The organism is Burkholderia aenigmatica (genome assembly GCF_902499175.1).
GTDB lineage: Bacteria > Pseudomonadota > Gammaproteobacteria > Burkholderiales > Burkholderiaceae > Burkholderia > Burkholderia aenigmatica.
Map to the genome: position 1 here is coordinate 40380 of NZ_CABVQC010000032.1, position 23741 is coordinate 64120.

The window sequence follows — 23741 nt, forward strand, 5'->3', positions numbered from 1 at the left end:
GAACCAAGATGGCTTTACTGCAAATTTCCGAACCGGGCATGGCGCCGGCGCCGCATCAGCGGCGACTCGCCGTCGGGATCGATCTCGGCACGACGAATTCGCTCGTCGCGGCCGTGCGCAACAGCGTGCCCGAAGTCCTGCCGGACGAAGCGGGCCGCGTGCTGCTGCCGTCGGTAGTCCGCTATCTCGAGAAGGGCGGCCGCCGCATCGGTCACGAGGCGAAAGAGCAGGCCGCGACCGATCCGCGCAATACGATCGTGTCGGTCAAGCGTTTCATGGGCCGCGGCAAGGCCGAAGTCGAAGGTGCGGCGAACGCACCGTACGAATTCGTCGATGCGCCGGGCATGGTGCAGATTCGTACCATCGACGGCGTGAAGAGCCCGGTCGAAGTGTCGGCCGAGATTCTCGCGACGCTGCGCTATCGCGCGGAAGATTCGCTTGGCGACGACCTGGTCGGTGCAGTGATCACGGTGCCCGCGTATTTCGACGAAGCACAACGCCAGGCGACCAAGGATGCCGCGCGCCTCGCGGGCCTCAACGTGCTGCGCCTGCTGAACGAACCGACCGCCGCGGCGATTGCCTATGGGCTCGACAACGGCGCCGAAGGCCTCTACGCGGTGTACGACCTCGGCGGCGGCACGTTCGACCTGTCGATCCTGAAGCTGACGAAGGGCGTGTTCGAAGTGCTGGCCGCAGGCGGCGATTCCGCGCTCGGCGGCGACGATTTCGACCATGCGCTGTTCGGTCACGTGCTCGCGCAGGCCGGCATCGATGCGAAGACGCTCGCGCCCGAGGACGTGCGCCTGCTGCTCGACCGTGTGCGCGTGTTGAAGGAAGCGCTGTCGTCCGCACCGGATGCGTCGCTCGACGTCACGCTGTCGGGTGGCGCGCATCTCGTACAGACGATCTCGCACGACACGTTCGCGTCGCTCGTCGAGCCGCTCGTGCAGCGCACGCTCACGCCGACCCGCAAGGCGCTGCGCGACGCGCAGGTGACGCCGGCCGACATCAAGGGCGTCGTGCTCGTCGGCGGCGCGACGCGCATGCCGGTGATCCGCGACGCAGTCGCGAAATATTTCGGCCAGCCGCCGCTCGTGAACCTCGATCCGGACCAGGTCGTCGCGCTCGGCGCGGCGATCCAGGCCGATCTGCTCGCGGGCAATCGCGGCACCGGCGACGATTGGCTGCTGCTCGACGTGATTCCGCTGTCGCTCGGTGTCGAGACGATGGGCGGCCTCGTCGAGAAGATCATTCCGCGCAACTCGACGATTCCGATCGCGCGCGCGCAGGAATTCACGACCTTCAAGGACGGCCAGACCGCGATGGCGATCCACGTCGTGCAGGGCGAGCGCGAGCTCGTCGCCGACTGCCGGTCGCTCGCGCGTTTCGAGCTGCGCGGCATTCCGCCGATGACGGCCGGCGCCGCGCGCATTCGCGTGACCTACCAGGTCGACGCGGACGGCCTGCTGTCGGTGTTCGCTCGCGAGCAGCTGTCGGGCGTCGAGGCCTCGGTCGTCGTGAAGCCGTCGTACGGTCTTGCCGACGACGACATCGCGAAGATGCTCGAGGACAGTTTCAAGACCGCCGAAATCGACATGCGCGCCCGCGCGCTGCGCGAGGCGCAAGTCGAGGCCGAGCGGATGCTCGAGGCGACGCAGGCTGCGCTGGCGGCCGACGGCGAACTGCTCGACGCGGACGAACGCACGCAAGTCGACACGCTGGCCGCGGCGCTGCGCGCGGTGGCCCAAGGCGACGACACGAACGCGATCGAAGCGGCGACCAAGGTGCTGGCCGACGGCACCGACGAATTCGCGGCGCGCCGGATGGACAAGAGCATCAAGCGCGCGCTGTCGGGCCGCCGGCTCGACGAGATCTGAACTCACGCACTGCGCATCGGCCGGCGACGGCCCGCGCGATAATGAACCGTGCGGCGCCTGGCGCCGCACCCTGACTGACGGAACGGACATGCCTCAACTGGTGGTGCTGCCTCACGTCGAACTGTGCCCGGATGGCGCAGTGATCGACGCGACGCCCGGCAAGAGTATCTGCGACAACCTGCTCGAACACGGGATCGAGATCGAGCATGCATGCGAGAAGTCGTGCGCGTGCACGACGTGCCACGTGGTGATCCGCGAAGGCTTCAACGATCTGACGCCGTCCGAAGAGGACGAGGACGATCTGCTGGACAAGGCGTGGGGCCTCGAGCCGACGTCGCGCCTGTCGTGCCAGGCGATCGTGACGGAAGATTCGGACCTGGTGGTCGAGATCCCGAAGTACTCGATCAACCACGCGAAGGAAAACCACTGACAGGAACCGGAGGCAGGCGATGAAATGGACCGATTCGCGTGAAATAGCCATTGCGCTGGCGGACAAGCACCCCGACATCGACCCGCAGCGGATCAACTTTGTCGACTTGCGCCAGTGGGTGCTCGAACTCGATGGCTTCAACGACGATCCGACGCACTCCGGCGAGAAGATCCTCGAAGCGATCCAGGCGCACTGGATCGACGAATCGGACTTCGACGACGAGGACTGAACACCGCGTGCGCCGTAACGGCGCAGACGGTTGGCAATGAAAACGGCTCGTGAGCAATCGCTCACGAGCCGTTTTCATTTTCTGTCGCGGTTGCCCGCGTGCGTGACGCGGGCAGGGGAGTCACGCGATTACGCGCCCACCAGCGTCCCGTTCTCGATCCGCACGCGCTGGCCCTGGCCGAACGGCGGCTGCTGGTTGTGGTACGTGAACGTGCGCGTCGCGCCGCTCTCCATCTGCACTTGCACCTGGTAGTCGGTTTCCGCGCGCACCTGCTTTTCGACCTGGTTGCCGGCCAGGCCGCCACCCAGTGCGCCGATGATCGTCATTGCGGTGCGGCCGTTGCCGTGGCCGAACTGGTTGCCCAGCAGGCCGCCCGCCGCGGCGCCGCCGACCGCGCCGATGCCCGAGCTCTGGCCGGGCGTGCGGATCGGCGTAACCGCGACGACCGTACCGCAGCTCTGGCAGTAGGTCTGCGCGGGTGCCGATGGCTGCTGTGCGTATTGCGGCGGCTGCGGTGCCGTGGTGTGGCGGCGGTGCGGCGCAGCCGGGCGCGGCGCGGGTTTCGGCTCGGCCTGCGCGACGGCGGCCTTCTGCTGCGCGGCAGCCTGTTCGGCCGCCTGCTGCTGGGCCTGCGCGGCGAGCGCGGCGCTGGCAGCGGCGGCGGTATCGACGGCCGGCTGCGATGCGATCAGCGCGGCCTGGGTCTGGCCGTTCTGTTCGTTGCTGCTGCTGGCCTTCGGGAACACGCCCGTGATCGCGGCCGTCGCCGCGAGGCTGGCGACGATGACGGCGCCGGCGGCGGTGGCGATGAGCGGGTGGAGGCGTTGCTTTTGCGGCGTGGTCTGATTCTGGTTGTCCATTTTTTTCTCCGATGTCGATCCGGATCGGCACATCGGTGCCGGGCCGGACCCCACGCTCGGGAGCGAGCAGACTTGGCGTTCCTGCGCCTCGTTCTGGTCCCGTGGTCATGCGTGGTGACGCAAGAGGAGTGTCATCCACCGGCTCGCGGCGCACCGTATCAAGGTGTAACGAATTGCAGCGGGGCGCAGGCGGTCGTTACGGGGAAAACCCGAAGAAGGCCGTTACGACGAGGGGATAAAACGGGGGAGGATCGAAACCCGGCGGACGCCGGTTGGCGGGATTTACGCGTCGTTACAAAGCTGACGCGTGCGCGCCGCAGGGCGCGGCGCACACGCGGGCGCGGCGATCAGTCTTCGCGGCGCAGATGCGGGAACAGCAGCACGTCGCGGATCGTCGGGCTGTCGGTCAGCAGCATCACGAGACGGTCGATGCCGATCCCGCAGCCGCCGGTCGGAGGCATCCCGTATTCGAGCGCGCGGATGTAGTCGGCGTCGAAGAACATCGCTTCCTCGTCGCCCGCATCCTTCTGCTCGACCTGCTTCTTGAAGCGTGCGGCCTGGTCTTCCGGATCGTTCAGCTCCGAGAAGCCGTTCGCGATTTCGCGGCCGGTCATGAACAGCTCGAAACGCTCGGTGATGCCCGGCACCGTATCCGATGCGCGTGCGAGCGGCGACACCTCGACCGGGTAGTCGATGATGAAGGTCGGCTCCCACAGCTGCGCTTCGGCCGTTTCCTCGAACAGCGCGAGCTGCAGTGCGCCGATGCCGGCGTTCAGGAACGCCGGCTGCGACACGTCGACGCCGAAGCGCTTCAGTTCGGTGCGCAGGAACGCGTCGTCCGACAGCTGGCCGTCGGTGTAGTCCGGTGCGTATTTCTGGATCGCCTGCGTGATCGTCAGGCGGTGGAACGGCTTCGCGAGGTCGAGCTCGCGGCCCTGGTACTGGATCGTCGCGGTGCCGAGCGCATCGATCGCCGCCTGGCGGATCAGTTGCTCGGTGAAGTCCATCAGCCAGCGGTAATCGGTGTACGCGGCGTAGAACTCCATCATCGTGAATTCCGGGTTGTGACGCGGCGACACGCCTTCATTCCGGAAATTGCGGTTGATCTCGAACACGCGTTCGAAGCCGCCGACGATCAGGCGCTTCAGGTACAGCTCCGGCGCGATGCGCAGGAACATCTGCATGTCGAGCGCATTGTGATGCGTGACGAACGGCTTCGCGGCCGCGCCGCCCGGGATCGGGTGCAGCATCGGCGTTTCGACTTCCATGAACTCGGCGTTGTCCATGAACTTGCGGATCGACGCGATCGTCTTGGTGCGGGCACGGAACGTGTCGCGCGTTTCCGGCGTGACGATCAGGTCGACGTAGCGCTGGCGGTAGCGCATTTCCTGGTCGGACAGGCCGTGGAACTTGTCCGGCAGCGGGCGCAGCGCCTTCGACAGCAGGCGCAGTTCCTTGCACTGGACCGACAGCTCGCCCTTGTTGGTGCGGAACAGCACGCCGCGCGCGGCGACGATGTCGCCGAGGTCCCACTTCTTGAATGCGTCGTAGGTTTCCGCGCCGACGTCGTTCGGCGTCACGAAGAACTGGATCTGGCCCGAACCGTCCTGCACCGTCGCGAAGCTCGCCTTGCCCATCACGCGCTTGAGCATCATGCGGCCGGCGACCGACACCTCGACCGGGTTCGCTTCGAGCGCGGCCTTGTCCGAGTCGGCGAACTTCGCCTGCAGGTCGGCTGCGTGGTGCTCGGGCCGGAAGTCGTTCGGGTAGGCGACGCCTTGCTCGCGCAGGGCGCGCAGCTTCTCGCGGCGCTCGGCGATGATCTGGTTTTCGTCCGCCGTGACGGCGGGCTGCGTTTGGGTCGGTTCGGTCATGATGGTCGGAATTCGGAGTGGGTGCGGCAACGCAAACGGGAAGGGCAAGGGGGCGCGACCCGGCAGGGCCGCGCCGCGGCGCTTACACGCCCTGTTTGAGGCTCGCGCTGATGAAGTCGTCGAGGTCGCCGTCGAGGACAGCTCGCGTGTTGCTCATTTCGACGTTCGTGCGCAGGTCCTTCACGCGGCTCTGGTCGAGCACGTACGAACGGATCTGGTGGCCCCAGCCCACATCGGTCTTGCTCGATTCGAGCTTGTCCTGTTCGGCCTGGCGCTTGCGCATTTCAACTTCGTACAGGCGCGATTTCAGCATCGCCATCGCTTCTGCGCGGTTGCGGTGCTGCGAGCGGTCGTTCTGGCACTGCACGACGATACCGGTCGGCATGTGCGTGATCCGCACCGCGGAGTCGGTCTTGTTGATGTGCTGACCGCCCGCGCCCGATGCGCGGTACGTGTCGATGCGCAGGTCGGCCGGGTTGATCTCGACTTCGATCGAGTCGTCGATTTCCGGATACACGAACACCGACGAGAACGACGTGTGGCGGCCGCCCGACGAGTCGAACGGCGACTTGCGCACGAGGCGGTGAATGCCCGTTTCGGTGCGCAGGAAGCCGTAGGCGTATTCGCCCGAGACCTTGACCGTCGCGTTCTTGATGCCGGCGACGTCGCCGTCGGACTCTTCGAGCACTTCGGCCTTGAAGCCCTTGCGTTCGCAGTAGCGCAGGTACTGGCGCAGCAGCATCGACGCCCAGTCGCACGCCTCGGTACCGCCGGCGCCGGCCTGGATGTCGATGAAGCAGTTGTTCGGGTCGGCCGGGTTCGAGAACATCCGGCGGAACTCGATGTCGCCCACGCGTGCCTCGAGCTTCGCGGCGTCTTCTTCCGACGCGACGAGGGTGTCCTCGTCGCCTTCCTCGCGGGCCAGCTCGAACAGGTCGAGCGCGTCGCGCAGGTCGCTATCGAGCGCGGTCAGCGTCGTGACGACGCCCTCGAGCAGCTTCTTCTCGCGACCGAGCGCCTGGGCGTTCTTCGAATCGTTCCAGACGTTCGGGTCTTCGAGTTCCTTGTTGACTTCGGTCAGACGCGCAGCTTTGGCGTCGTAGTCAAAGATACCCCCGAAGCTCGCCCGCGCGGTTGCGCAGGTCGAGCAGGGAGCTTTCGATCGCGTTGAGACGTTCCGCTTCCATGATCGTTCGCTATTCTTGCTTCGTAAAAAAGCGGAATTATAGCCGATCGGCAGGGTTGCCCGGTGACGCAAACGGTGCTCGCACGCGTGCCGCGGCCCCGTCCGGCGCGGCGTGCGTGCAGCGGCGGGTATCGCGGGCCGGGCGGCCCACGCTCAGCCGGCCGCGTGCTCGACGATCAGCTGGACGCGCGTGACGCCATTCCACGTGTCGGCGACGAGGCGGTACGCGACCAGCGCGCTCTCCGGCAGCGGCTCCGTGTGGTTGAACCAGATCGCGCTGAAACGCTGGCGGCCGCGCGCCAGCTGCAGCTTCAGATGCTTTTCCTTCACGAGCGACTGGGACACGACGTCGAATTCGCCCGAGAAAAGCGGGGCCGGAAAGCCTTGCCCCCAGACGGCCTCGTCGAGCAGTCCGACGAACTGCGGCGTGAAGTACGCGTCCTCGAGTTCGCCGTCGGTTTCGATCACGCGGGCGAGCGCGTCGTCGGACAACCATTCTCGCGCGACGGCCTCGAACGCGGCGGCAAAGCGCGGCACGTTCTCGGTGTCGAGCGTGAGGCCGGCCGCCATCGCATGGCCGCCGAACGCGACGATCAGGTCCGGTTCGCGTTTCGACACGAGGTCGAGCGCGTCGCGCAGGTGGAAGCCGGGAATCGAGCGGCCCGACCCCTTGACCCGCTTGCCTTCGTCGTCCGCGTGCGCGAACGTGAACGACGGGCGGTGGAATTTTTCCTTGAGCCGGCCGGCGACGATGCCGATCACGCCCTGGTGCCACTCGGGGTTGAAGAGGGTGATCGTGCATGCGTCGGCCGGATCGACGTCGGCGAGATCGGCGAGCGCCTGCTGCTGCATGCCGGCCTCGATCTCGCGGCGCTCGCGGTTCATCACGTCGAGCTGCTGCGCGAGATCCCATGCGCGGCCGATGTCGTCGGTGATCAGGCACTCGATCCCGAGCGACATGTCGGAGAGCCGCCCGGCGGCGTTCAGACGCGGGCCGAGGCCGAAGCCGAGGTCGAAGCCCGACGCCGTGCGTGCTTCACGTGCGGCGGCGCGGAACAGCGCGGCGATGCCCGGCTGCATGCGGCCGTTGCGGATCCGCTGCAGCCCCTGTGCGACGAGCACGCGGTTGTTGCCGTCGAGCCGCACGACGTCGGCGACGGTGCCGAGCGCGACGAGGTCGAGCAGGCCGTCGAGGCGCGGCTCGGCTTCCTTGCTCGCGAAGGCGCCGCGGCGGCGCAGCTCGGCGCGCAGCGCGAGCAGCACGTAGAACATCACGCCGACGCCCGCGAGGTGCTTGCTCGGGAACACGCAGCCGGGCTGGTTCGGGTTGACGATCGCGCGTGCGGCGGGCAGCGCGTCGCCGGGCAGGTGATGGTCGGTCACGAGCACGTCGATGCCGCGCGCGTTCGCGGCTTCGACGCCCGCGACACTCGCGATCCCGTTGTCGACGGTGATCAGCAGGTCGGGCTTGCGCGCGGCCGCGAGTTCGACGATCTCGGGCGTGAGGCCGTAGCCGTATTCGAAGCGGTTCGGCACCAGGTAGTCGATCTGCGCGCCGAACATCCGCAGGCCGCGCACCGCGACCGCGCAGGCGGTCGCGCCGTCGCAGTCGTAGTCGGCGACGACCAGCAGGCGCCGCTTGTCGGCGATCGCGTCGGCGAGCAGCGACGCCGCGTCGGCGCAGCCTTTCAGCTCGGTGGGCGGAACGAGGCGCGCCAGCGCGGTCTCGATGTCGGCGGGGGACTGCACGCCGCGCGACGCGTACAGGCGCGCAAGGACGGGGTGCAGGCCGTGGCGCGCGAGCACTTCGGCGTCGGCGGGCGCGACGGGGCGGGTAACGATCCGGGTCATACGGGGTCTGCTTGTTATTCGAACAGGGAGGCCAGCGCGCGGCGGCGCCAGAACTTGCGCAGGTCGCCGCGCGTCGCGTGCAGCGTCACGGAACTCGTGTCGCCGCACAGCGTGAAATCGACGCTCGCGAGCTCGCCGGATTGCAGCGCGGCGAGGGCCGGCGCGAACCAGTCGCGCTCGAGCGCGGCGAGTCCGTCGTGCCAGCGCGCCCAATCCTGCTCGATGAACGGGGTGGTCAGCGCCGGCAGTTCGACGAGCGTCGCGCCGTCGGCGGCGGGCAGCGTGCCGAACGCGGCCGGCAACGCCCCGGCATCGGCTTGCGCGGCGCGCGCGAGGCCGAGCGCCGCGGGCGATGCGGACAGCACGCGCGCGAACGGCTTGCCGACCGGCTTCAGCGTGCCCTGCGCATGGAACCAGATCGAATTGACGGCCGGTAGGCCACGCGCCTCGCGGGCTTCGTTGACCGGATGCTGGAACCACGCCATCTGCACTTCGTTCTGCAGCTTCATCCACATCCGCGAGCGTTCGCCCGTATGGGCCTCGTGCGGCAGCCAGATCTCGATGTTGCGGCCGCTCGCGCGCAGCGGCGCGGCGCCGGCGAGCCGGGCAAGCTGCTCGCTCGACAAATACCAGCGTGACGGGTTCGGCGCTTCGAGCCGGACGCCGAGCTCCTCGATCAGCGGCCGCGCGACCGCGAGCAGCGCGGCTGCGTCACCGTCGGCGAGCGCGAGGGCGGCCGGATCGACGAGCACCAGGTGATCGTGCGCGATTTCGACGTGGACCGGCTCGACGCAGGCCCACGCGTGGGCGCCGGGGTCGCCGCCGTCTGCCAGCAGCATGTAGGGCGCGAGCGGTGCCTCGTCCGCGGCGTTGCCCTGGGTCGCGCCGAACTGGCGGGCCAGCCAGCGCTCGTGCGGCAGCGTGCGCTGGAAGTCTTCACCCGCCACGCGCTCGACGAGGCTGGCGCGGGCGAGCAACTTTTCGAGCGCGGGGCTGTCCAGCGTGTGCAGGGACGAGGCCGCATCGGCCGCCGACGGCAGCGCGAACGGAACGAGAAAATGGAGGCGTCGGTCGTGCATGATGGTGCGCATTGTATGGCAAACTGCGCGCGTGATCGGGCCGGCTGACGGCCCGTTCGCGTCCGGCGGCCGTTTTTCGACCGTGCCCGGGCCGGTGGCCGCCACCGGGCGGCGGTCCGGCCGCGGGGCGTCTCCCCGCCGTAACCAGCAGAAAGGATTCGCTTGAAACTTCCGTACGAATGGCAGATCGGCTGGCGCTACACGCGCGCCGGCAAACGCACGACCGGTAACGGCTTCATTTCCTTCATCGCGCTCGTGTCGATGCTCGGGATCGCGCTCGGCGTTGCGGCGCTGATCGTCGTGCTGTCGGTGATGAACGGCTTCCAGAAGGAAGTGCGCGACCGCATGCTGTCGGTGCTTGCGCACGTCGAGGTGTTCTCGCCGACGGGCTCGATGCCCGACTGGCAACTGACCGCGCAGGAAGCGCGCCGCAATCCGTCGGTGATCGGCGCGGCGCCGTACGTCGATGCGCAGGCGCTGCTCACCCGCCAGGATGCGGTGAGCGGCGTGATGCTGCGCGGCGTCGAGCCGACGCTCGAGCCGCAGGTGTCGGACATCGGCAAGGACATGAAGGCAGGCCAGCTCGGCGCGCTCGTGCCGGGCCAGTTCGGCATCGTGCTCGGCGATGCGCTCGCCGGCAACCTCGGTGTGACGGTCGGCGACAAGGTCACGCTGGTCGCGCCGGAAGGGTCGATCACGCCGGCCGGCATGATGCCGCGGCTGAAGCAGTTCACGGTCGTCGGCGTGTTCGAGTCCGGGCACTACGAATACGACAGCACGCTCGCGATGATCAACATCCGCGACGCCGAGGCGCTGTTCCGGATGTCCGCGCCGACCGGCGTGCGGCTGCGGCTGAAGGACATGCAGAAGGCGCCGGACGTGGCGGTCGAGCTGTCGCATACGCTGTCGGGCAGCCTGTACATCCGCGACTGGACCCAGCAGAACAAGACGTGGTTCTCGGCCGTGCAGATCGAGAAGCGGATGATGTTCATCATCCTTACGCTGATCATCGCGGTGGCCGCGTTCAACCTCGTGTCGTCGCTGGTGATGACGGTGACCAACAAGCAGGCCGACATCGCGATCCTGCGTACGCTCGGCGCGCAGCCGGGGTCGATCATGAAGATCTTCGTCGTGCAGGGCGTGACGATCGGCTTCGTCGGCACGGCGTCGGGCGTCGCGCTCGGCTGCCTGATCGCGTGGAGCATCCCGTGGCTGATCCCGATGATCGAGCACCTGTTCGGCGTGCAGTTCCTGCCGCCGTCCGTGTACTTCATCAGCGAGCTGCCGTCCGAACTCGTCGCGAGCGATGTGATCCGGATCGGGCTGATCGCGTTCGCGCTGTCGGCCGTTGCGACGCTCTATCCGAGCTGGCGCGGCGCGAAGGTGAAGCCGGCGGAGGCGCTTCGCTATGAATGATCGCGCGACCGCATTCGCGGATGCAAAACAACACAACAGACAGGATTCGGCAGGTATGCAGGAATACGTGCTTCAGGCGCGCGGGATCACGAAGGCGTTCGTGCAGGGCGGCTTCAACGTGCAGGTGCTCAACAATACCGAACTGACGGTGCGGCGCGGCGAGAAGCTCGCGGTCGTCGGTGCGTCGGGTTCCGGCAAGAGCACGCTGCTGCACGTGCTGGGCGGGCTCGACGAGCCGAGCGCGGGCGAGGTGTCGCTGCTCGGCAAGCCGTTTACGCAGCTCGCCGAGCGCGAGCGCAACGAATTGCGCAACCGTGCGCTCGGCTTCGTCTATCAGTTTCATCACCTGCTGCCCGAGTTCACCGCGCTCGACAACGTCGCGATGCCGCTGCGCATCCGCCGGATGACGACCGAGGACGCGCGCGAGCAGGCCCAGACGATGCTCGAGCGCGTCGGTCTGGGCCCGCGTGCCAAGCACCGTCCGGGCGAACTGTCGGGTGGCGAGCGGCAGCGCGTCGCGATCGCGCGCGCGCTGGTCACGAAGCCCGCGTGCGTGCTCGCCGACGAGCCGACCGGCAACCTCGACGGCACGACGGCCGACACGGTGTTCAACCTGATGCTCGAACTGTCCGAGACGCTCGAAACGAGCTTCGTGATCGTCACGCACGATCCCGATCTCGCCGCGCGCTGCGACCGCATCATGCGGCTGCGTGACGGCGTGCTGTACGAGGAGCCGGCGCTGCCGGTGTAAGAAGCGAACGCGCTTGGCCTGCTGCCGGGGTCGTCCCGGTGCGGTGCCAGGGTGCAGGACTGCTGCCATGTGGATCGATACGCACTGCCATCTCGATGCCGCCGAGTTCGACGCCGACCGCGACGCGGTCGCGCACGCGGCGCGCGCGGCCGGCGTGTCGCGCATCGTGATCCCGAGCGTCGGGCGCGACAACTTCACGACGGTGCGCGAGCTCGCGCAACGCACGCCGGGCGCGGTCTATGCACTCGGCATCCATCCGATGTATACGCCGCGCGCACGGGACGAGGATCTCGACCTGCTGCGCATGGAGATCGAGGCGAGCCTCGACGATCCGCGCTTCGTCGCGATCGGCGAGATCGGTCTCGACTATTTCGTGCCGGGGCTCGACGAAGACCGGCAGCAGTTCTTCTACCAGGGGCAACTCAAGCTCGCGCGCGAATTCGATCTGCCCGTGCTGTGTCACGTGCGCAAGTCGCAGGATCGCGTGCTGGCCGGGCTGCGCCGGTTCGGCGTGCGGCGCGGCATCGCGCATGCGTTCAACGGCAGTTTCCAGCAGGCCGAAGCGTATCTCGCGCAAGGACTGCATCTCGGCTTCGGCGGCAACGTGACCTTCACGCGCGCGCTGCAGATCCGCCGGCTCGCCACGGAGTTGCCGCTCGACGCGCTCGTCGTCGAGACCGACGCGCCCGACATCGCGCCCGAATGGGCGTACAAATCCCGCAACACGCCCGACCAGGTGCCGCGCATCGGCGATGTACTCGCCGAACTGCGCGGGCTCGACGCCGGCGCAGTGTCCCTATGCACTTCGGCTAACGCGCTCGCCGCGCTGCCGCGACTCGCACTTTCGTCCGCATAATCGTTGCCGGAAGGCGCCGCATTCGCCATGGCGGCGCCGGGTGGACGAGGAGGTGCGATGCGCGTGTGGTGGATCGCGTTCGCGTTCGGCGTGGTCGTGCTGCAGCGGCAGGCGGCGTTGCCGGGTGCGTTCGCATGGACGATCGGTGCAGCCGTGCTCGCGGGCTGCGCGGTGCTGGGCGCGTGGCGCATGCGCCGCAGGCGCACGCGGTCGACCGTCGCGTTCGGATGGATGCTGTGCGCGCTCGCGGCCTGCGTCGCGGGGTTCGGCTACGCGGCCGCGCGGGCCGAATGGCGGCTGGACGACAGCCTGCCCGTCGAGTGGGAAGGGCGCGACATCGTCGTGACCGGTGTGATTCGGGGGCTGCCCGTGATCGACGAGACAAGTGCGAGGCTGCTGTTCGCCGTCGAGTCGAACGATGCGGGGCTGGCTCGTTTTCCGCCGTTGATCCGGCTGTCGTGGCGCGCGTATGGCGCATCGGCGACACGCGATCCACCTCCCGATCTGCGTGCCGCACAGCGCTGGCGTTTCGTCGTGCGTCTGAAGCGCCCGCATGCCGAGGCCAATCCCGGCGTGCGTGACGGCGAGGCGGCGTGGCTTGCCGCAGGTATTCGCGCGATCGGCTATGTCAGCGCGCCCAGGCGGGCGGTATTGCTCGATGTGCACGCATCAGGATGGCGTGCTTCGATCGATCGGCTGCGCGATGCGCTGCGCTCGCGTATCGCCGAGGCGCTCGGCAGCGACGCCAGTCATCGCGGCATCGTCGCCGCACTCGCGATCGGGGATCAGTCGGGCATTGGCGACGACGACTGGCGCGTGCTGCGCAGCACGGGCACGAGCCACCTGGTCGCGATCTCCGGCCTGCATGTCGGGCTCGTCGGCGCGATCGCGGGCGGACTCGTGTCGATGGTCTGGCGCCGCCTGCGCTGGCGCGCACGGGCCGCGACGCTCATGTTGCCGGCGCCGTACGCCGCCGCGCTCGCCGCACTCACCGCCGCGGCCGGATATGCGGCGCTCGCCGGTTTCAACGTACCGGCGCAGCGCGCGTGGTGGATGATCGCGGCCGGCGGCATCGCGTATCTGGCCGGGCGCAGCGTACCGACTTCCGCGGTGCTGTGCGCGGCACTCGGCGGCGTGTTGGTTGCGGATCCGTGGGCGGTGCTGTCGGCCGGGTTCTGGCTGTCGTTCGGGGCGGTTGCCGTGATCCTGATGGCCGTCGCCGGTTGGCGTGGCGTGCGTGAGCCCGATGCGGAACGCGAGGAGGGCGATGGCACGGCCGGCTTGTCGAGCCGGTTGCGTGCGTGGGGGGCACGCGCCGGGCGCCGTATTGCCGAGGCCACGCGCGTGCAGTACGCGGTGACGATCGGTCTCGCGCCGCTGACGGCCGCATGGTTCGCGCAGATCTCCCTGTCGGGCCCGTTCGGCAATGCGTTTGCGATTCCGTGGGTCAGCTCGGTCGTGACGCCGGTCGTGCTGGCCGGCATCGCGCTGCCGGCGCCGTTCGATGCGTATGCATTCCGGCTTGCGCACGCGGCGCTCGAACCGATGATGACGTTGCTCGGGCACCTCGCCGACTGGCCGGCCGGCGTGTTCTGGTTGCGCATGCCCGACTGGCCGGCGCTGGTGCTGGCCTGTGTGGGCGTCGCATGGGCGCTGATGCCGCGCGGCTGGCCGTTGCGCTGGGCGGCACCGCTCACGTGGCTGCCGCTCGTCGCGCCGGCAGCCGATACGCCGCCGCCGGGCGGTTTCCGGCTGACCGTGCTCGACGTCGGGCAGGGCGCGTCGGTGCTGGTGGAGACCGCGCGGCGCACTGTGCTGTTCGATGCGGGGCCGGGCGCGGAGTCGACTCATGCCGGCGCGCGGATCGTTGCGCCGGCACTGCGTGCGCGTGGCATCGCGGTGATCGATTCGCTCGTACTCAGTCACGCGGATGCCGATCACGCGGGCGGTGCGCCAGCCGTCTATGCGGCAGCCGACGTACGACAGTTGCTGGCCGGCATTGCGCCGAACAGCCGGCTGTGGCGCGACGCGGCAGCCGCCGGCGTCGCCGACCGGCTGCCGTGTGTGGCCGGGCAGCACTGGACCTGGGACGGCGTCGCGTTCACGATGCTGTGGCCGCAGGGCGGCCCGGGTGCGGGTACCTCGAACGGGCAGTCGTGCGTGCTGCGCATCGACGCGGGCGACACGTCCGCACTGCTGACGGGCGACATCGAGGCGCGCGCCGAACGCCGGCTCGTGGACGCTGCGCGCGACGCGCTGGCCGCGCAGATCCTGGTCGTTCCGCACCACGGCAGCCGCACGTCGTCGGTCGAGCCTTTCCTCGATTCGGTCGGGCCGCGCGTCGCGGTATTTCCTGTAGGCTATCGCAATCGTTTCGGGCATCCGCACCGGACGGTTCTCGCCCGTTACGAGGCGCGCGGGATTCCGCTGCCGCGCACCGATCGCGACGGTGCCGTGCGGTTCGACGTCGCACCGGCCGACGGCGGGTTTGCCTTCGAGCGTTATCGCGACGTTCGGCGACGGTACTGGATGGATCGGTGATCGCGGCGAGGGCCGGCGTAGCGAGAAGGAAGGCCCGGGACCCGCGCATCATGTCGAAGCATGGGCCCGGCAGAACACGAAGCAGAGGGCCGGGGCTGACCCCGGTCGACCGCGAAGCATGGGGCGGGAGTAAGCGCTAAAGCACCAACTCCCGCCGACAAAGGAGACATCGGCGTTTGAAGGACATCCTCCATTTCTCGCACGCGAACGGCTTCCCGGCGTCGACGTACCGGACGATCTTCGCCGAACTGGCCGACGACTACGAGCTGCGCTACATCGAACGGATCGGCCACGACCGCCGCTACCCGGTGACGCGCGACTGGCCGCATCTCGTCGAGCAACTGCTCGACGACATCGGCAGCCGCTACGAGCGTCCCGTCTGGCTCGTCGGTCATTCGCTCGGCGGCTACCTGTCGCTGATGGCCGCGCTGAAGAAGCCGCAATGGGTGCGCGGCGTCGTGATGATCGATTCGCCGATCATCGCGGGCTGGCGCGCCGGCGCATTGCGTGCAAGCCAGTGGGCGGGGCTCGACGAGCGGCTGTCGCCGGCCGCCGCGACGCGCAACCGGCGCACGCGGTGGGTGAGCCGCGACGACGTCTGGCGGCATTTCCGCGAGAAGCCGGCGTTCGCCCGCTGGGACGAACGGATGCTGGCGGACTACATCGACTACGGGATTCCGCAGGCCGGTGCCGACGGCGAGCGGGCGCTCGCGTTCGACCGGCAGGTCGAATACCTGATCTACCGGACCCTGCCGCACACGCTCGGCCCGCGGCTCGCGCACGGCGCGCCGGTGCCGCTCGGTTTTCTCGCCGGCACGCGTTCGCGCGAGGTGCGCCAGGTCGGGCTCAATGCGACGCGCCGCGCGGCGCGCGGTCGCGTCGAATGGCTGGAAGGCAGCCACCTGTTCCCGATGGAGCGGCCGCTCGAGACCGCCCGCGCATTGCAGCGGATGCTGAATTCGCTGAAGGCGGTGGAGGGCGATGTGACGCAGGGCGGTGCCCCGCTCGCGAAGCGCGCCTGACGCACGGTTGGGCGGCCGGGGCGCGCCTGCGATGCGCGCGGTTGCGCCGGCGCGCATGGCTGGTGCGGGTCGGCGCGAAAGGGCGCGATCATCGAGTCAATTGCTGAGAGAAGGGCGGGCTTTACGGTATAATCCGTTTTTCCCGCGAGCATCCAGCGATGACCAAATATGTTTTCGTCACCGGCGGCGTAGTTTCTTCCCTTGGCAAGGGTATTGCCGCCGCTTCCCTCGCCGCGATCCTCGAATCGCGCGGTCTGAAAGTCACCCTCCTCAAACTCGATCCCTACATCAACGTCGACCCCGGCACGATGAGCCCGTTCCAGCACGGCGAAGTGTTCGTGACGGAAGATGGAGCGGAGACGGACCTCGACCTCGGCCACTATGAGCGCTTCATCAGCACGAAGATGCGCAAGGCCAACAACTTCACGACCGGCCAGATCTACGAATCGGTGATCCGCAAGGAACGCCGCGGCGACTATCTCGGCAAGACCGTGCAGGTCATTCCGCACATCACGAACGAAATCCAGGCGTTCGTCGAGCGCGGGGCCGCGTCGGCCACCTGCGGTGAGCCGGATGTCGCGATCGTCGAGATCGGCGGCACGGTCGGTGACATCGAATCGCTGCCGTTCCTCGAAGCCGCGCGCCAGATGAGCCTGCGCCTCGGCCGCAACAGCGCGTGCTTCGTGCACCTGACGCTGGTGCCGTACGTCGCGACGGCCGGCGAGCTGAAGACGAAGCCGACCCAGCACAGCGTGCAGAAGCTGCGCGAGATCGGCATCCTGCCGCACGTGCTGCTGTGCCGTGCGGACCGCCGCATTCCGGACGACGAATCGAAGAAGATCTCGATGTTCTCGAACGTGCCGGAAGACGCCGTGATCTCGGTGTGGGACGCCGACAGCATCTACAAGATTCCGCAGATGCTGCACGACCAGGGCCTCGACCGCATCATCTGCGAGGAACTGAAGCTGTCGCCGAAGGACGCCGACCTGAGCATGTGGTCGGAACTCGTCGAGAAGCTCGAGAACCCGAAGCACGAAGTGACGATCGGCATGGTCGGCAAGTATGTCGATCTGACCGAATCGTACAAGTCGCTGATCGAGGCGCTGCGCCACGCATCGCTGCACACGTCGACCAAGGTCAACATCGAATACATCGACTCGGAAGAGATCGAGACGAACGGTGTCGACAGCCTGAAGCACCTCGACGCCGTGCTGGTGCCGGGCGGTTTCGGCCGTCGCGGCACGGAAGGCAAGATCGCGGCGATCCGCTATGCGCGTGAAGCCAAGGTGCCGTATCTCGGCATCTGCCTCGGCATGCAGCTCGCGGTGATCGAGTTCGCGCGCGACGTCGTCGGCCTGAAGCAGGCGAACAGCACGGAATTCGAGCCGGACACGCCGGAACGCGTGGTCGCGCTGATCACCGAATGGGCCGACCGCGACGGCAAGATCGAGACGCGCACCGAGGAATCCGACCTTGGCGGCACGATGCGCCTCGGCTCGCAGCGCTGCCCGATCAAGCCGGGCACGATGGCCGAAGAGATCTATGGCAAGGACGTGAACGAGCGCCATCGCCACCGTTATGAAGTCAATAACCGCTTCGTGCCCCAGCTCGAAGCCGGCGGCCTTATCATCAGCGCCCGTACCCCGAGCGAGGATCTGCCGGAAATGATGGAACTGCCGCGTTCGATGCACCCGTGGTTCGTCGGCGTCCAGTTCCACCCGGAATTCACGTCCACGCCGCGTGACGGTCATCCCCTCTTCAAGTCGTTCGTCGAAGCTGCGCTTGCCAACAAGCAAGCGCGCGGAGTGTAAGCATGAAGCTGTGCGATTTCGAGGTCGGTCTCGACAAGCCTTTCTTCCTGATCGCGGGTACCTGCGTCGTCGAATCGGAGCAAATGACGATCGACACGGCGGGCCGCCTGAAGGAGATCTGCGCGAAGCTGAACGTTCCGTTCATCTACAAGTCGTCCTACGACAAGGCGAACCGCAGTTCGGGCAAGTCGTTCCGCGGCCTCGGAATGGACGAGGGCCTGCGGATCCTGTCCGAGGTGAAGCGCCAGCTCGGCCTGCCGGTGCTGACCGACGTGCATTCGATCGAAGAGATCGAGCAGGTCGCGTCGGTCGTCGACGTGCTGCAGACGCCGGCGTTCCTGTGCCGCCAGACCGATTTCATCCATGCGTGCGCGCGCTCGGGCAAGCCCGTCAACATCAAGAAGGGCCAGTTCCTCGCGCCGCACGACATGAAGAACGTGATCGACAAGGCGCGCGAAGCGGCCCGTGAAGCGGGGCTGTCGGAAGACCGCTTCATGGCGTGCGAGCGCGGTGTCTCGTTCGGCTACAACAATCTCGTGTCGGACATGCGTTCGCTCGCGATCATGCGCGAGACGAGCGCCCCCGTCGTGTTCGATGCGACCCACTCGGTGCAGCTGCCGGGCGGGCAGGGCACGAGCTCGGGCGGCCAGCGCGAATTCGTGCCGGTGCTCGCACGGGCGGCGGTCGCGACGGGCGTCGCGGGCCTCTTCATGGAGACGCACCCGAATCCGGCTGAAGCAAAGTCGGACGGCCCGAACGCGGTGCCGCTGAACCGGATGGGTGCGCTGCTGGAGACCCTCGTCACGCTCGACCAGGCGGTGAAGCGCAATCCGTTCCTGGAAAACGATTTCAATTAAAGATCGAATGAACCTTGCGACGGCTTCGCGCGTCAGTAGCGAAAGCGGTTCAGGCGCGCGCGCCGTCGCAGTTTGAAGAATCCATCGTCATTCTCAGAGGAAACCCATGAGTGCAATCGTAGATATCATCGGCCGCGAGATTCTGGATTCGCGCGGCAACCCCACCGTCGAATGCGACGTGCTGCTCGAATCGGGCACGATGGGCCGCGCGGCGGTGCCGTCGGGCGCGTCCACCGGCTCGCGTGAAGCGATCGAACTGCGCGACGGCGAAGCCGGCCGCTACAACGGCAAGGGCGTGCTGAAGGCAGTCGAGCATATCAACACCGAAATCTCCGAAGCCATCATGGGCCTCGACGCGTCGGAACAGGCGTTCCTCGACAAGACGCTGCTCGAGCTGGACGGCACCGACAACAAGTCGCGCCTCGGCGCGAACGCGATGCTGGCCGTGTCGATGGCCGTCGCGAAGGCAGCCGCCGAAGAGGCTGGCTTGCCGCTGTACCGCTACTTCGGCGGTTCGGGTGCAATGCAACTGCCGGTGCCGATGATGAACATCGTCAACGGCGGCGCGCACGCGAACAACAGCCTCGACATCCAGGAATTCATGATCGTCCCGGTGAGCCAGCCGACGTTCCGTGAAGCCCTGCGTTGCGGCGCGGAAGTGTTCCACGCACTGAAGAAGATCCTGAGCGACCGCGGCATGAGCACGGCAGTCGGTGACGAAGGCGGCTTCGCGCCGAACTTCGGCAGCAACGACGAGTGCCTGTCGACGATCCTGCAGGCGATCGAGAAGGCTGGCTACCGTGCCGGTGAAGACGTGCTGCTCGCGCTCGACTGCGCGGCATCCGAGTTCTACCACGACGGCAAGTACCAGCTCGCGGGCGAAGGCCTGCAACTGTCGTCGGCCGAATTCACCGACTACCTCGCGACGCTCGCGGACAAGTTCCCGATCGTGTCGATCGAGGACGGCATGCACGAAAGCGACTGGGAAGGCTGGAAGCTGCTGACCGACCGCCTCGGCAAGAAGGTGCAGCTGGTCGGCGACGACCTGTTCGTCACGAACACGCGCATCCTGAAGGAAGGCATCGAGAAGGGCATCGCGAACTCGATCCTCATCAAGATCAACCAGATCGGTACGCTGACCGAAACGTTCGCGGCAATCGAAATGGCGAAGCGTGCTGGCTACACGGCCGTGATCTCGCACCGCTCGGGCGAAACGGAAGATTCGACGATCGCGGACATCGCGGTCGGCCTGAACGCCGGTCAGATCAAGACGGGTTCGCTGTCGCGCAGCGACCGTATCTCGAAGTACAACCAGCTGCTGCGCATCGAGGAAGATCTCGGCGACATCGCAAGCTACCCGGGTAAATCGGCTTTCTATAACCTGCGCTAACGCGCTACTATCGGGTTCGTCATCTCGACGCCGCTCTGTGCATGTGCGCGGAGCGGCGCTTCTTATATCTGCGGTTCTTACATGCGGCTTGTCACTGTCGTCCTGATTGCCCTGCTGGCGCTCATTCAGTACCCCCTATGGTGGGGACACGGCGGCTGGCTGCGGGTGCATGAATTGCGTCAGCAGCTTGACGACCAGCTCCAGAAGAATGCGGACGAGAAGCTGCGCAACGAGCGCACCGCCGGCGAAGTGCAGGATCTGCAGAGCGGCACTGCGGCCATCGAGGAGCGCGCGCGCTACGAGATGGGCATGGTGAAGGACGGCGAGGTGTTCGTGCAGTTCGTGTCGCCGAATGCGCCGGCCGCGCCGCTGAACAACACGCCGTCGAATACGTCGACGCGCGGCGCCGTATCCGCGGCGCCGGTGCGTGTCGTGCCGAATCCGCAGTCGATCGCGAAGCCGTCGCGGCATCATGGCGGCGACAAGGGCAAGGCCGCGCATCACTGAGCGCAATTGCTCGAATCCATTGAAAAAGCGCGGGAAATGCCGCGCTTTTTTATTTCCTGCCGGTAGTCAATCGACTGAGCGATGCACGCTCACCACCACCATCCCGGGTAGCCGTAGCTGATACCCGTGCCCCAGCGATTGCCCCATCCGCCGTAATACCCGCCGTAGACGGTGACGGGCGGCGGCGAGTAATAGGCCCACGCGCGCGCCGCGGCCTCGGCTGCGATCGCGCTGTTCTGTTCGCGCAGCACCTGCTGGTCGATCTCGTCATAGCGCTTGCGTTCGGCGCTCGACAGCGCGCGCGGCTGGCCGCCCGATGCACCGGGTTCGGGCAGGCGGCTCAGGATCGTGGAAGTCGGCGGCGGCATCGCGCAGCCGGCAAGGGCGAGCGTGCCGGCGGCAACGCTCGTCAGGACGATGGTGCGGAACGATCGATGAAACGGTCGATGAAGCGGGCGATTCATGTGTTTCTCCTGCAGCGCGCCGACGACGGGAGGCGGCTTGCGCCGAAGTACGAGACTTCGGCGCCGGAGCCGTGCGTGCGACGCTCGTGCGTCATTATGCGCCCGTGCCCGCATGGCGGGCACCGGGCCGCTGCCCAGCTCAGTGACGCTGGTCGGTGGCGGGCGCGATGCCCGTCTCGACGCCGGGGGCCGCGAACAGCTGCGCGACGTCGACCGGATCGAATTCGTAGCGCTGATTGCAGAACTCGCAATGGATCTCGACGTGGCCGCGCTCGACGATCACGCTGTCGACTTCTTCGCGGCCGAGCATGCGCAGCATCGCGCCGACCTTCTCGCGCGAGCACGAGCACTGGAAGCGCGTGCCGGCCGGTTCGAAGTGCTGCACGTTTTCCTGCCAGAACAGCCGGCGGAACACTACTTCCGGTTCGACCTCGAGCAGTTCCTGCGCGGACAGCGTGCCGCCGAGCGTGCAGACGCGCTCCCACGTATCGGTATCGGTTTCGGCGTTACGCGGCACGATGCCGCCGTCGCCCGGCAGCTTCTGCAGCAGCATGCCGACCGCGCGGTCGCGATCGGCTGCGAGCCACATCCGCGTGTCGAGCTGCTCCGAATGATGCATGTAATGCTCGAGCACCTGCGAGACGGATTCGAGCGGGCCGTCGACGCCGTTCAGCGGCACGATGCCCTGGTACGGCTGCTGGCCCGGCAGCTTGTCGGCCGGGTCGAGCGTGATCACGCAACGGCCGTGACCGCTCGCATTGACGAGCGACGGGAAGCTCGTATCGTCGCCGATCGTCTGAGCGGCATCGCCGGCGAACTTCGCGGTGGCCCGCATCGACAGATCCGAACCGCACTGGACGACCAGCATCTGGACCGGCCCGTCGCCGAAGATCTGCATGATCAGGGTGCCGTTGAATTTCAGGTTCGCGGACAGCAGCGCGCACGCGGCCATCATCTCGCCGAGCACCGTGCGCACGGGGGCAGGGTAGTCGCGGCGGGAGAGCACTTCCTGCCACGTATTGCGCAGCGAAACGATCTCGCCACGCACGGGCGCCGCATTGAACATGAATTTCTGTAACTGGTCGCTCACTCTTCTTCCTTGAAATCCGTGCGAATCACCCGATCCGCACGAGTTGCTCCTTGAAATGCGCACGCCGCTCGACGTACGTCTTCGCGTTCGTGCGCAGCCGCGCAATGTCTTCCGCCGACAGCTCGCGCACGACTTTCGCCGGTGCGCCGAGAATCAGCGAGTTGTCCGGGAACGTCTTGCCTTCCGTCACGACCGCGCCGGCACCAACCAGACAGTTGCGGCCGATGACCGCTCCATTCAAGACCACCGCCTGGATACCGACCAGCGAACCTTCGCCGATCGTGCAGCCGTGCAGCATGGCCTGGTGCCCGATCGTCACGTATTCGGCAATCGTCAGCGGGAAGCCGGGGTCCGTATGCAGTACCGCGCCTTCCTGGACGTTGCTGCCCACGCCGACGGTAATCGTCTCGTTGTCGCCACGAATCGTCGCGCCGAACCAGACGCTCGCGTTCTCCTCGAGCACGACCTTGCCGATGATGGCCGCCGTATCGGCGACGAATACGCTTTCGTGGATCGTCGGGGCCGTATCGCCCAGCTTGTAGATCGTCACGGTGTCTCCTTGTCTCTTCGATGATGGGCGCCGGTAGAATGGCGCGTCTGGTTTGCCCGGCGCATTCGCATTGCTGCGTTGCGCCGCGGAACAATCGCCTATTGTAAACCGTCGCGTGCGTGCGCTCCCGGGCTGCGCACGCGGGGTGTCCCCGTTTATGAGCATGGAGTCTTCTTCTTTCGGCAATGCGCCGGCCTGCGTGCGCCGCGCCGCGCTCGCCGCGCAGCGTGACACCGAACCCGCGGCCAAGGCCGCCCGGGTGCGCGCGCTCCACGAGGCGCTGCTGGCCGGGCAGGCGGCGATCGCCCCGTCGCTCGAGTTGCCCGAACCGGCCGATCTGCCCGGCCGCCCGGTGCGGCCGCCGCTCGTCGAGCCGCGCCAGCTCGAGCGCCGCAGCATGCGTTCGCCCGAAGGGCGCGCCGTGCTGCTGCACGCGCTGGCCCATATCGAGTTCAATGCGATCAATCTGGCGCTCGACGCGGTCTGGCGTTTCGCGGGCCTGCCGGGCGCGTTCTACGCGGACTGGCTGAAGGTGGCGGCCGAGGAGGCCTATCACTTCACGCTGCTGTCCGACCGTCTGGCGGCATTCGGGCATGCGTACGGCGATTTTCCCGCGCACAACGGTCTGTGGGAGATGTGCGAGCGAACCAAGGGCGACGTGCTGGCGCGCATGGCGCTCGTACCGCGCACGCTCGAGGCCCGCGGGCTCGATGCATCGCCGCCGATCCGCGCTCGGCTCGTCCAGGCGGGCGACGATGCGTCGGCCGCGATCCTCGACGTGATCCTGCGCGACGAAATCGGCCATGTCGCGATCGGCAACCACTGGTTCCGGCACCTGTGCGACGAGGCCGGCCGCGATCCGGTGCCGACCTACCGGCAGCTCGCCGAGCAGTACCATGCGCCGCGGCTGCGGGGGCCGTTCAATTTCGATGCGCGTCGCGATGCGGGATTCGAGCAGGCCGAACTCGACGAACTGGCCGCGCAGGACGGAGCGGACGGAAGCGCGCCACGCTAGCCGGCTCGCGTTCGGGGGCGTTTCGGCGGCTGTCAGCCGTCCCGTGTGCCCGGTAGATGGCGTTTGCCGGCGGCCCCTCGCGTCC

21 protein-coding genes are annotated in these 23741 nt (G+C 67.5%); 13 read left to right on the top strand and 8 right to left on the bottom strand.

Features of this window, described 5'->3' with window-relative positions; genetic code table 11:
* The first annotated feature begins 8 nt into the window (after positions 1-8).
* From hscA to iscX, 3 genes are all read left to right on the top strand, one after another.
* Positions 9-1877, top strand: coding sequence for a Fe-S protein assembly chaperone HscA (hscA, locus tag BDO18943_RS22655; protein WP_175024115.1), 1869 nt, complete (start codon positions 9-11; stop codon positions 1875-1877).
* Between the two features lie 88 nt (positions 1878-1965).
* On the top strand, positions 1966-2307 hold the full coding sequence (gene fdx, locus BDO18943_RS22660; protein ID WP_043190328.1) for an ISC system 2Fe-2S type ferredoxin: 342 nt from the start codon (positions 1966-1968) through the stop codon (positions 2305-2307).
* Positions 2308-2326: 19 nt separating this feature from the next.
* Positions 2327-2536, top strand: a complete 210-nt coding sequence (gene iscX / locus BDO18943_RS22665) for a Fe-S cluster assembly protein IscX (RefSeq protein ID WP_011352557.1) — start codon at positions 2327-2329, stop codon at positions 2534-2536.
* Positions 2537-2664: 128 nt separating this feature from the next.
* On the opposite strand, the gene BDO18943_RS22670 is transcribed toward iscX, so the two are convergent.
* The 5 genes from BDO18943_RS22670 to BDO18943_RS22690 all read right to left on the bottom strand — a co-directional run bounded on the left by BDO18943_RS22670 (position 2665) and on the right by BDO18943_RS22690 (position 9386).
* Positions 2665-3396, bottom strand: a complete 732-nt coding sequence (locus tag BDO18943_RS22670) for a glycine zipper 2TM domain-containing protein (RefSeq protein ID WP_043190323.1) — start codon at positions 3394-3396, stop codon at positions 2665-2667.
* A gap of 347 nt (positions 3397-3743) precedes the next feature.
* A complete protein-coding gene (lysS, locus tag BDO18943_RS22675) occupies positions 3744-5270 on the bottom strand; it encodes a lysine--tRNA ligase (protein ID WP_043190322.1) in 1527 nt (508 codons plus the stop codon).
* Between the two features lie 82 nt (positions 5271-5352).
* Positions 5353-6457, bottom strand: a protein-coding gene (prfB, locus tag BDO18943_RS22680; protein ID WP_105392842.1) for a peptide chain release factor 2 whose coding sequence is annotated in 2 segments (ribosomal slippage) — positions 5353-6375 and positions 6377-6457 — 1104 coding nt in all. Because the reading frame shifts where the segments join, the coding sequence is not laid out codon by codon here.
* A gap of 152 nt (positions 6458-6609) precedes the next feature.
* Positions 6610-8307 carry a single-stranded-DNA-specific exonuclease RecJ gene (recJ, locus tag BDO18943_RS22685; protein WP_043190319.1) on the bottom strand — a complete coding sequence of 566 codons (1698 nt, stop codon included), beginning with the start codon at positions 8305-8307 and terminating at the stop codon, positions 6610-6612.
* A gap of 14 nt (positions 8308-8321) precedes the next feature.
* Positions 8322-9386: a regulator gene (locus BDO18943_RS22690; RefSeq protein WP_235996163.1), complete on the bottom strand. Its 1065-nt coding sequence runs from the start codon at positions 9384-9386 to the stop codon at positions 8322-8324.
* A 162-nt stretch (positions 9387-9548) separates the two neighbouring features.
* On the opposite strand from BDO18943_RS22690, the gene BDO18943_RS22695 reads away from it, so the two are divergent.
* The 9 genes from BDO18943_RS22695 to ftsB all read left to right on the top strand — a co-directional run bounded on the left by BDO18943_RS22695 (position 9549) and on the right by ftsB (position 20537).
* Positions 9549-10802: a lipoprotein-releasing ABC transporter permease subunit gene (locus BDO18943_RS22695; protein ID WP_124585185.1), complete on the top strand. Its 1254-nt coding sequence runs from the start codon at positions 9549-9551 to the stop codon at positions 10800-10802.
* Positions 10795-11553 (top strand): lipoprotein-releasing ABC transporter ATP-binding protein LolD, encoded by a 759-nt coding sequence (lolD, locus tag BDO18943_RS22700; RefSeq protein WP_374101773.1) that lies wholly within the window; start codon positions 10795-10797, stop codon positions 11551-11553. The genes BDO18943_RS22695 and lolD overlap by 8 nt, the downstream gene beginning before the upstream one ends.
* Before the next feature lie 67 nt (positions 11554-11620).
* Positions 11621-12409: a TatD family hydrolase gene (locus tag BDO18943_RS22705; protein ID WP_043190311.1), complete on the top strand. Its 789-nt coding sequence runs from the start codon at positions 11621-11623 to the stop codon at positions 12407-12409.
* Between the two features lie 57 nt (positions 12410-12466).
* Entirely contained in the window at positions 12467-14950 is a 2484-nt protein-coding gene (locus BDO18943_RS22710; RefSeq protein WP_175024118.1) for a DNA internalization-related competence protein ComEC/Rec2, read from the top strand.
* 176 nt (positions 14951-15126) lie between these two features.
* Complete coding sequence (locus BDO18943_RS22715) at positions 15127-15972, top strand: alpha/beta fold hydrolase (protein WP_175024119.1); 846 nt, start codon at positions 15127-15129, stop codon at positions 15970-15972.
* A 158-nt stretch (positions 15973-16130) separates the two neighbouring features.
* Positions 16131-17783: a CTP synthase gene (locus BDO18943_RS22720; protein WP_175024120.1), complete on the top strand. Its 1653-nt coding sequence runs from the start codon at positions 16131-16133 to the stop codon at positions 17781-17783.
* 2 nt (positions 17784-17785) lie between these two features.
* On the top strand, positions 17786-18640 hold the full coding sequence (gene kdsA, locus BDO18943_RS22725) for a 3-deoxy-8-phosphooctulonate synthase (protein WP_085039266.1): 855 nt from the start codon (positions 17786-17788) through the stop codon (positions 18638-18640).
* A 106-nt stretch (positions 18641-18746) separates the two neighbouring features.
* On the top strand, positions 18747-20030 hold the full coding sequence (eno, locus tag BDO18943_RS22730; RefSeq protein ID WP_011352544.1) for a phosphopyruvate hydratase: 1284 nt from the start codon (positions 18747-18749) through the stop codon (positions 20028-20030).
* Positions 20031-20111: 81 nt separating this feature from the next.
* Complete coding sequence (gene ftsB / locus BDO18943_RS22735) at positions 20112-20537, top strand: cell division protein FtsB (protein ID WP_043190303.1); 426 nt, start codon at positions 20112-20114, stop codon at positions 20535-20537.
* Positions 20538-20626: 89 nt separating this feature from the next.
* Here ftsB and BDO18943_RS22740 read toward each other — a convergent pair whose 3' ends face one another.
* The 3 genes from BDO18943_RS22740 to BDO18943_RS22750 form a co-directional block, all read right to left on the bottom strand.
* Positions 20627-21001 carry a hypothetical protein gene (locus BDO18943_RS22740; RefSeq protein ID WP_089450880.1) on the bottom strand — a complete coding sequence of 125 codons (375 nt, stop codon included), beginning with the start codon at positions 20999-21001 and terminating at the stop codon, positions 20627-20629.
* A 139-nt stretch (positions 21002-21140) separates the two neighbouring features.
* Positions 21141-22091, bottom strand: a complete 951-nt coding sequence (hslO, locus tag BDO18943_RS22745; protein WP_043190298.1) for an Hsp33 family molecular chaperone HslO — start codon at positions 22089-22091, stop codon at positions 21141-21143.
* Between the two features lie 25 nt (positions 22092-22116).
* On the bottom strand, positions 22117-22641 hold the full coding sequence (locus tag BDO18943_RS22750) for a gamma carbonic anhydrase family protein (protein WP_175024121.1): 525 nt from the start codon (positions 22639-22641) through the stop codon (positions 22117-22119).
* Between the two features lie 157 nt (positions 22642-22798).
* Between BDO18943_RS22750 and BDO18943_RS22755 the strand changes: the two genes are divergently transcribed.
* The gene (locus BDO18943_RS22755; protein WP_175024122.1) at positions 22799-23656 is read left to right on the top strand and encodes a ferritin-like domain-containing protein; all 858 of its coding nucleotides are present in this window, start codon (positions 22799-22801) and stop codon (positions 23654-23656) included.
* Positions 23657-23741 lie beyond the last annotated feature (85 nt).

What these genes read in the sequence shown, in the direction of transcription:
- hscA (WP_175024115.1), top strand. Translation starts at nt 9, where the DNA reads ATGGCTTTACTGCAAATTTCCGAACCGGGCATGGCGCCGGCGCCGCAT.
- fdx (WP_043190328.1), top strand. Translation starts at nt 1,966, where the DNA reads ATGCCTCAACTGGTGGTGCTGCCTCACGTCGAACTGTGCCCGGATGGC.
- iscX (WP_011352557.1), top strand. Translation starts at nt 2,327, where the DNA reads ATGAAATGGACCGATTCGCGTGAAATAGCCATTGCGCTGGCGGACAAG.
- BDO18943_RS22670 (WP_043190323.1), bottom strand. Translation starts at nt 3,396, where the DNA reads ATGGACAACCAGAATCAGACCACGCCGCAAAAGCAACGCCTCCACCCG.
- lysS (WP_043190322.1), bottom strand. Translation starts at nt 5,270, where the DNA reads ATGACCGAACCGACCCAAACGCAGCCCGCCGTCACGGCGGACGAAAAC.
- recJ (WP_043190319.1), bottom strand. Translation starts at nt 8,307, where the DNA reads ATGACCCGGATCGTTACCCGCCCCGTCGCGCCCGCCGACGCCGAAGTG.
- BDO18943_RS22690 (WP_235996163.1), bottom strand. Translation starts at nt 9,386, where the DNA reads ATGCACGACCGACGCCTCCATTTTCTCGTTCCGTTCGCGCTGCCGTCG.
- lolD (WP_374101773.1), top strand. Translation starts at nt 10,795, where the DNA reads ATGAATGATCGCGCGACCGCATTCGCGGATGCAAAACAACACAACAGA.
- BDO18943_RS22705 (WP_043190311.1), top strand. Translation starts at nt 11,621, where the DNA reads ATGTGGATCGATACGCACTGCCATCTCGATGCCGCCGAGTTCGACGCC.
- BDO18943_RS22710 (WP_175024118.1), top strand. Translation starts at nt 12,467, where the DNA reads ATGCGCGTGTGGTGGATCGCGTTCGCGTTCGGCGTGGTCGTGCTGCAG.
- BDO18943_RS22720 (WP_175024120.1), top strand. Translation starts at nt 16,131, where the DNA reads ATGACCAAATATGTTTTCGTCACCGGCGGCGTAGTTTCTTCCCTTGGC.
- kdsA (WP_085039266.1), top strand. Translation starts at nt 17,786, where the DNA reads ATGAAGCTGTGCGATTTCGAGGTCGGTCTCGACAAGCCTTTCTTCCTG.
- eno (WP_011352544.1), top strand. Translation starts at nt 18,747, where the DNA reads ATGAGTGCAATCGTAGATATCATCGGCCGCGAGATTCTGGATTCGCGC.
- ftsB (WP_043190303.1), top strand. Translation starts at nt 20,112, where the DNA reads ATGCGGCTTGTCACTGTCGTCCTGATTGCCCTGCTGGCGCTCATTCAG.
- BDO18943_RS22740 (WP_089450880.1), bottom strand. Translation starts at nt 21,001, where the DNA reads ATGAATCGCCCGCTTCATCGACCGTTTCATCGATCGTTCCGCACCATC.
- BDO18943_RS22755 (WP_175024122.1), top strand. Translation starts at nt 22,799, where the DNA reads ATGAGCATGGAGTCTTCTTCTTTCGGCAATGCGCCGGCCTGCGTGCGC.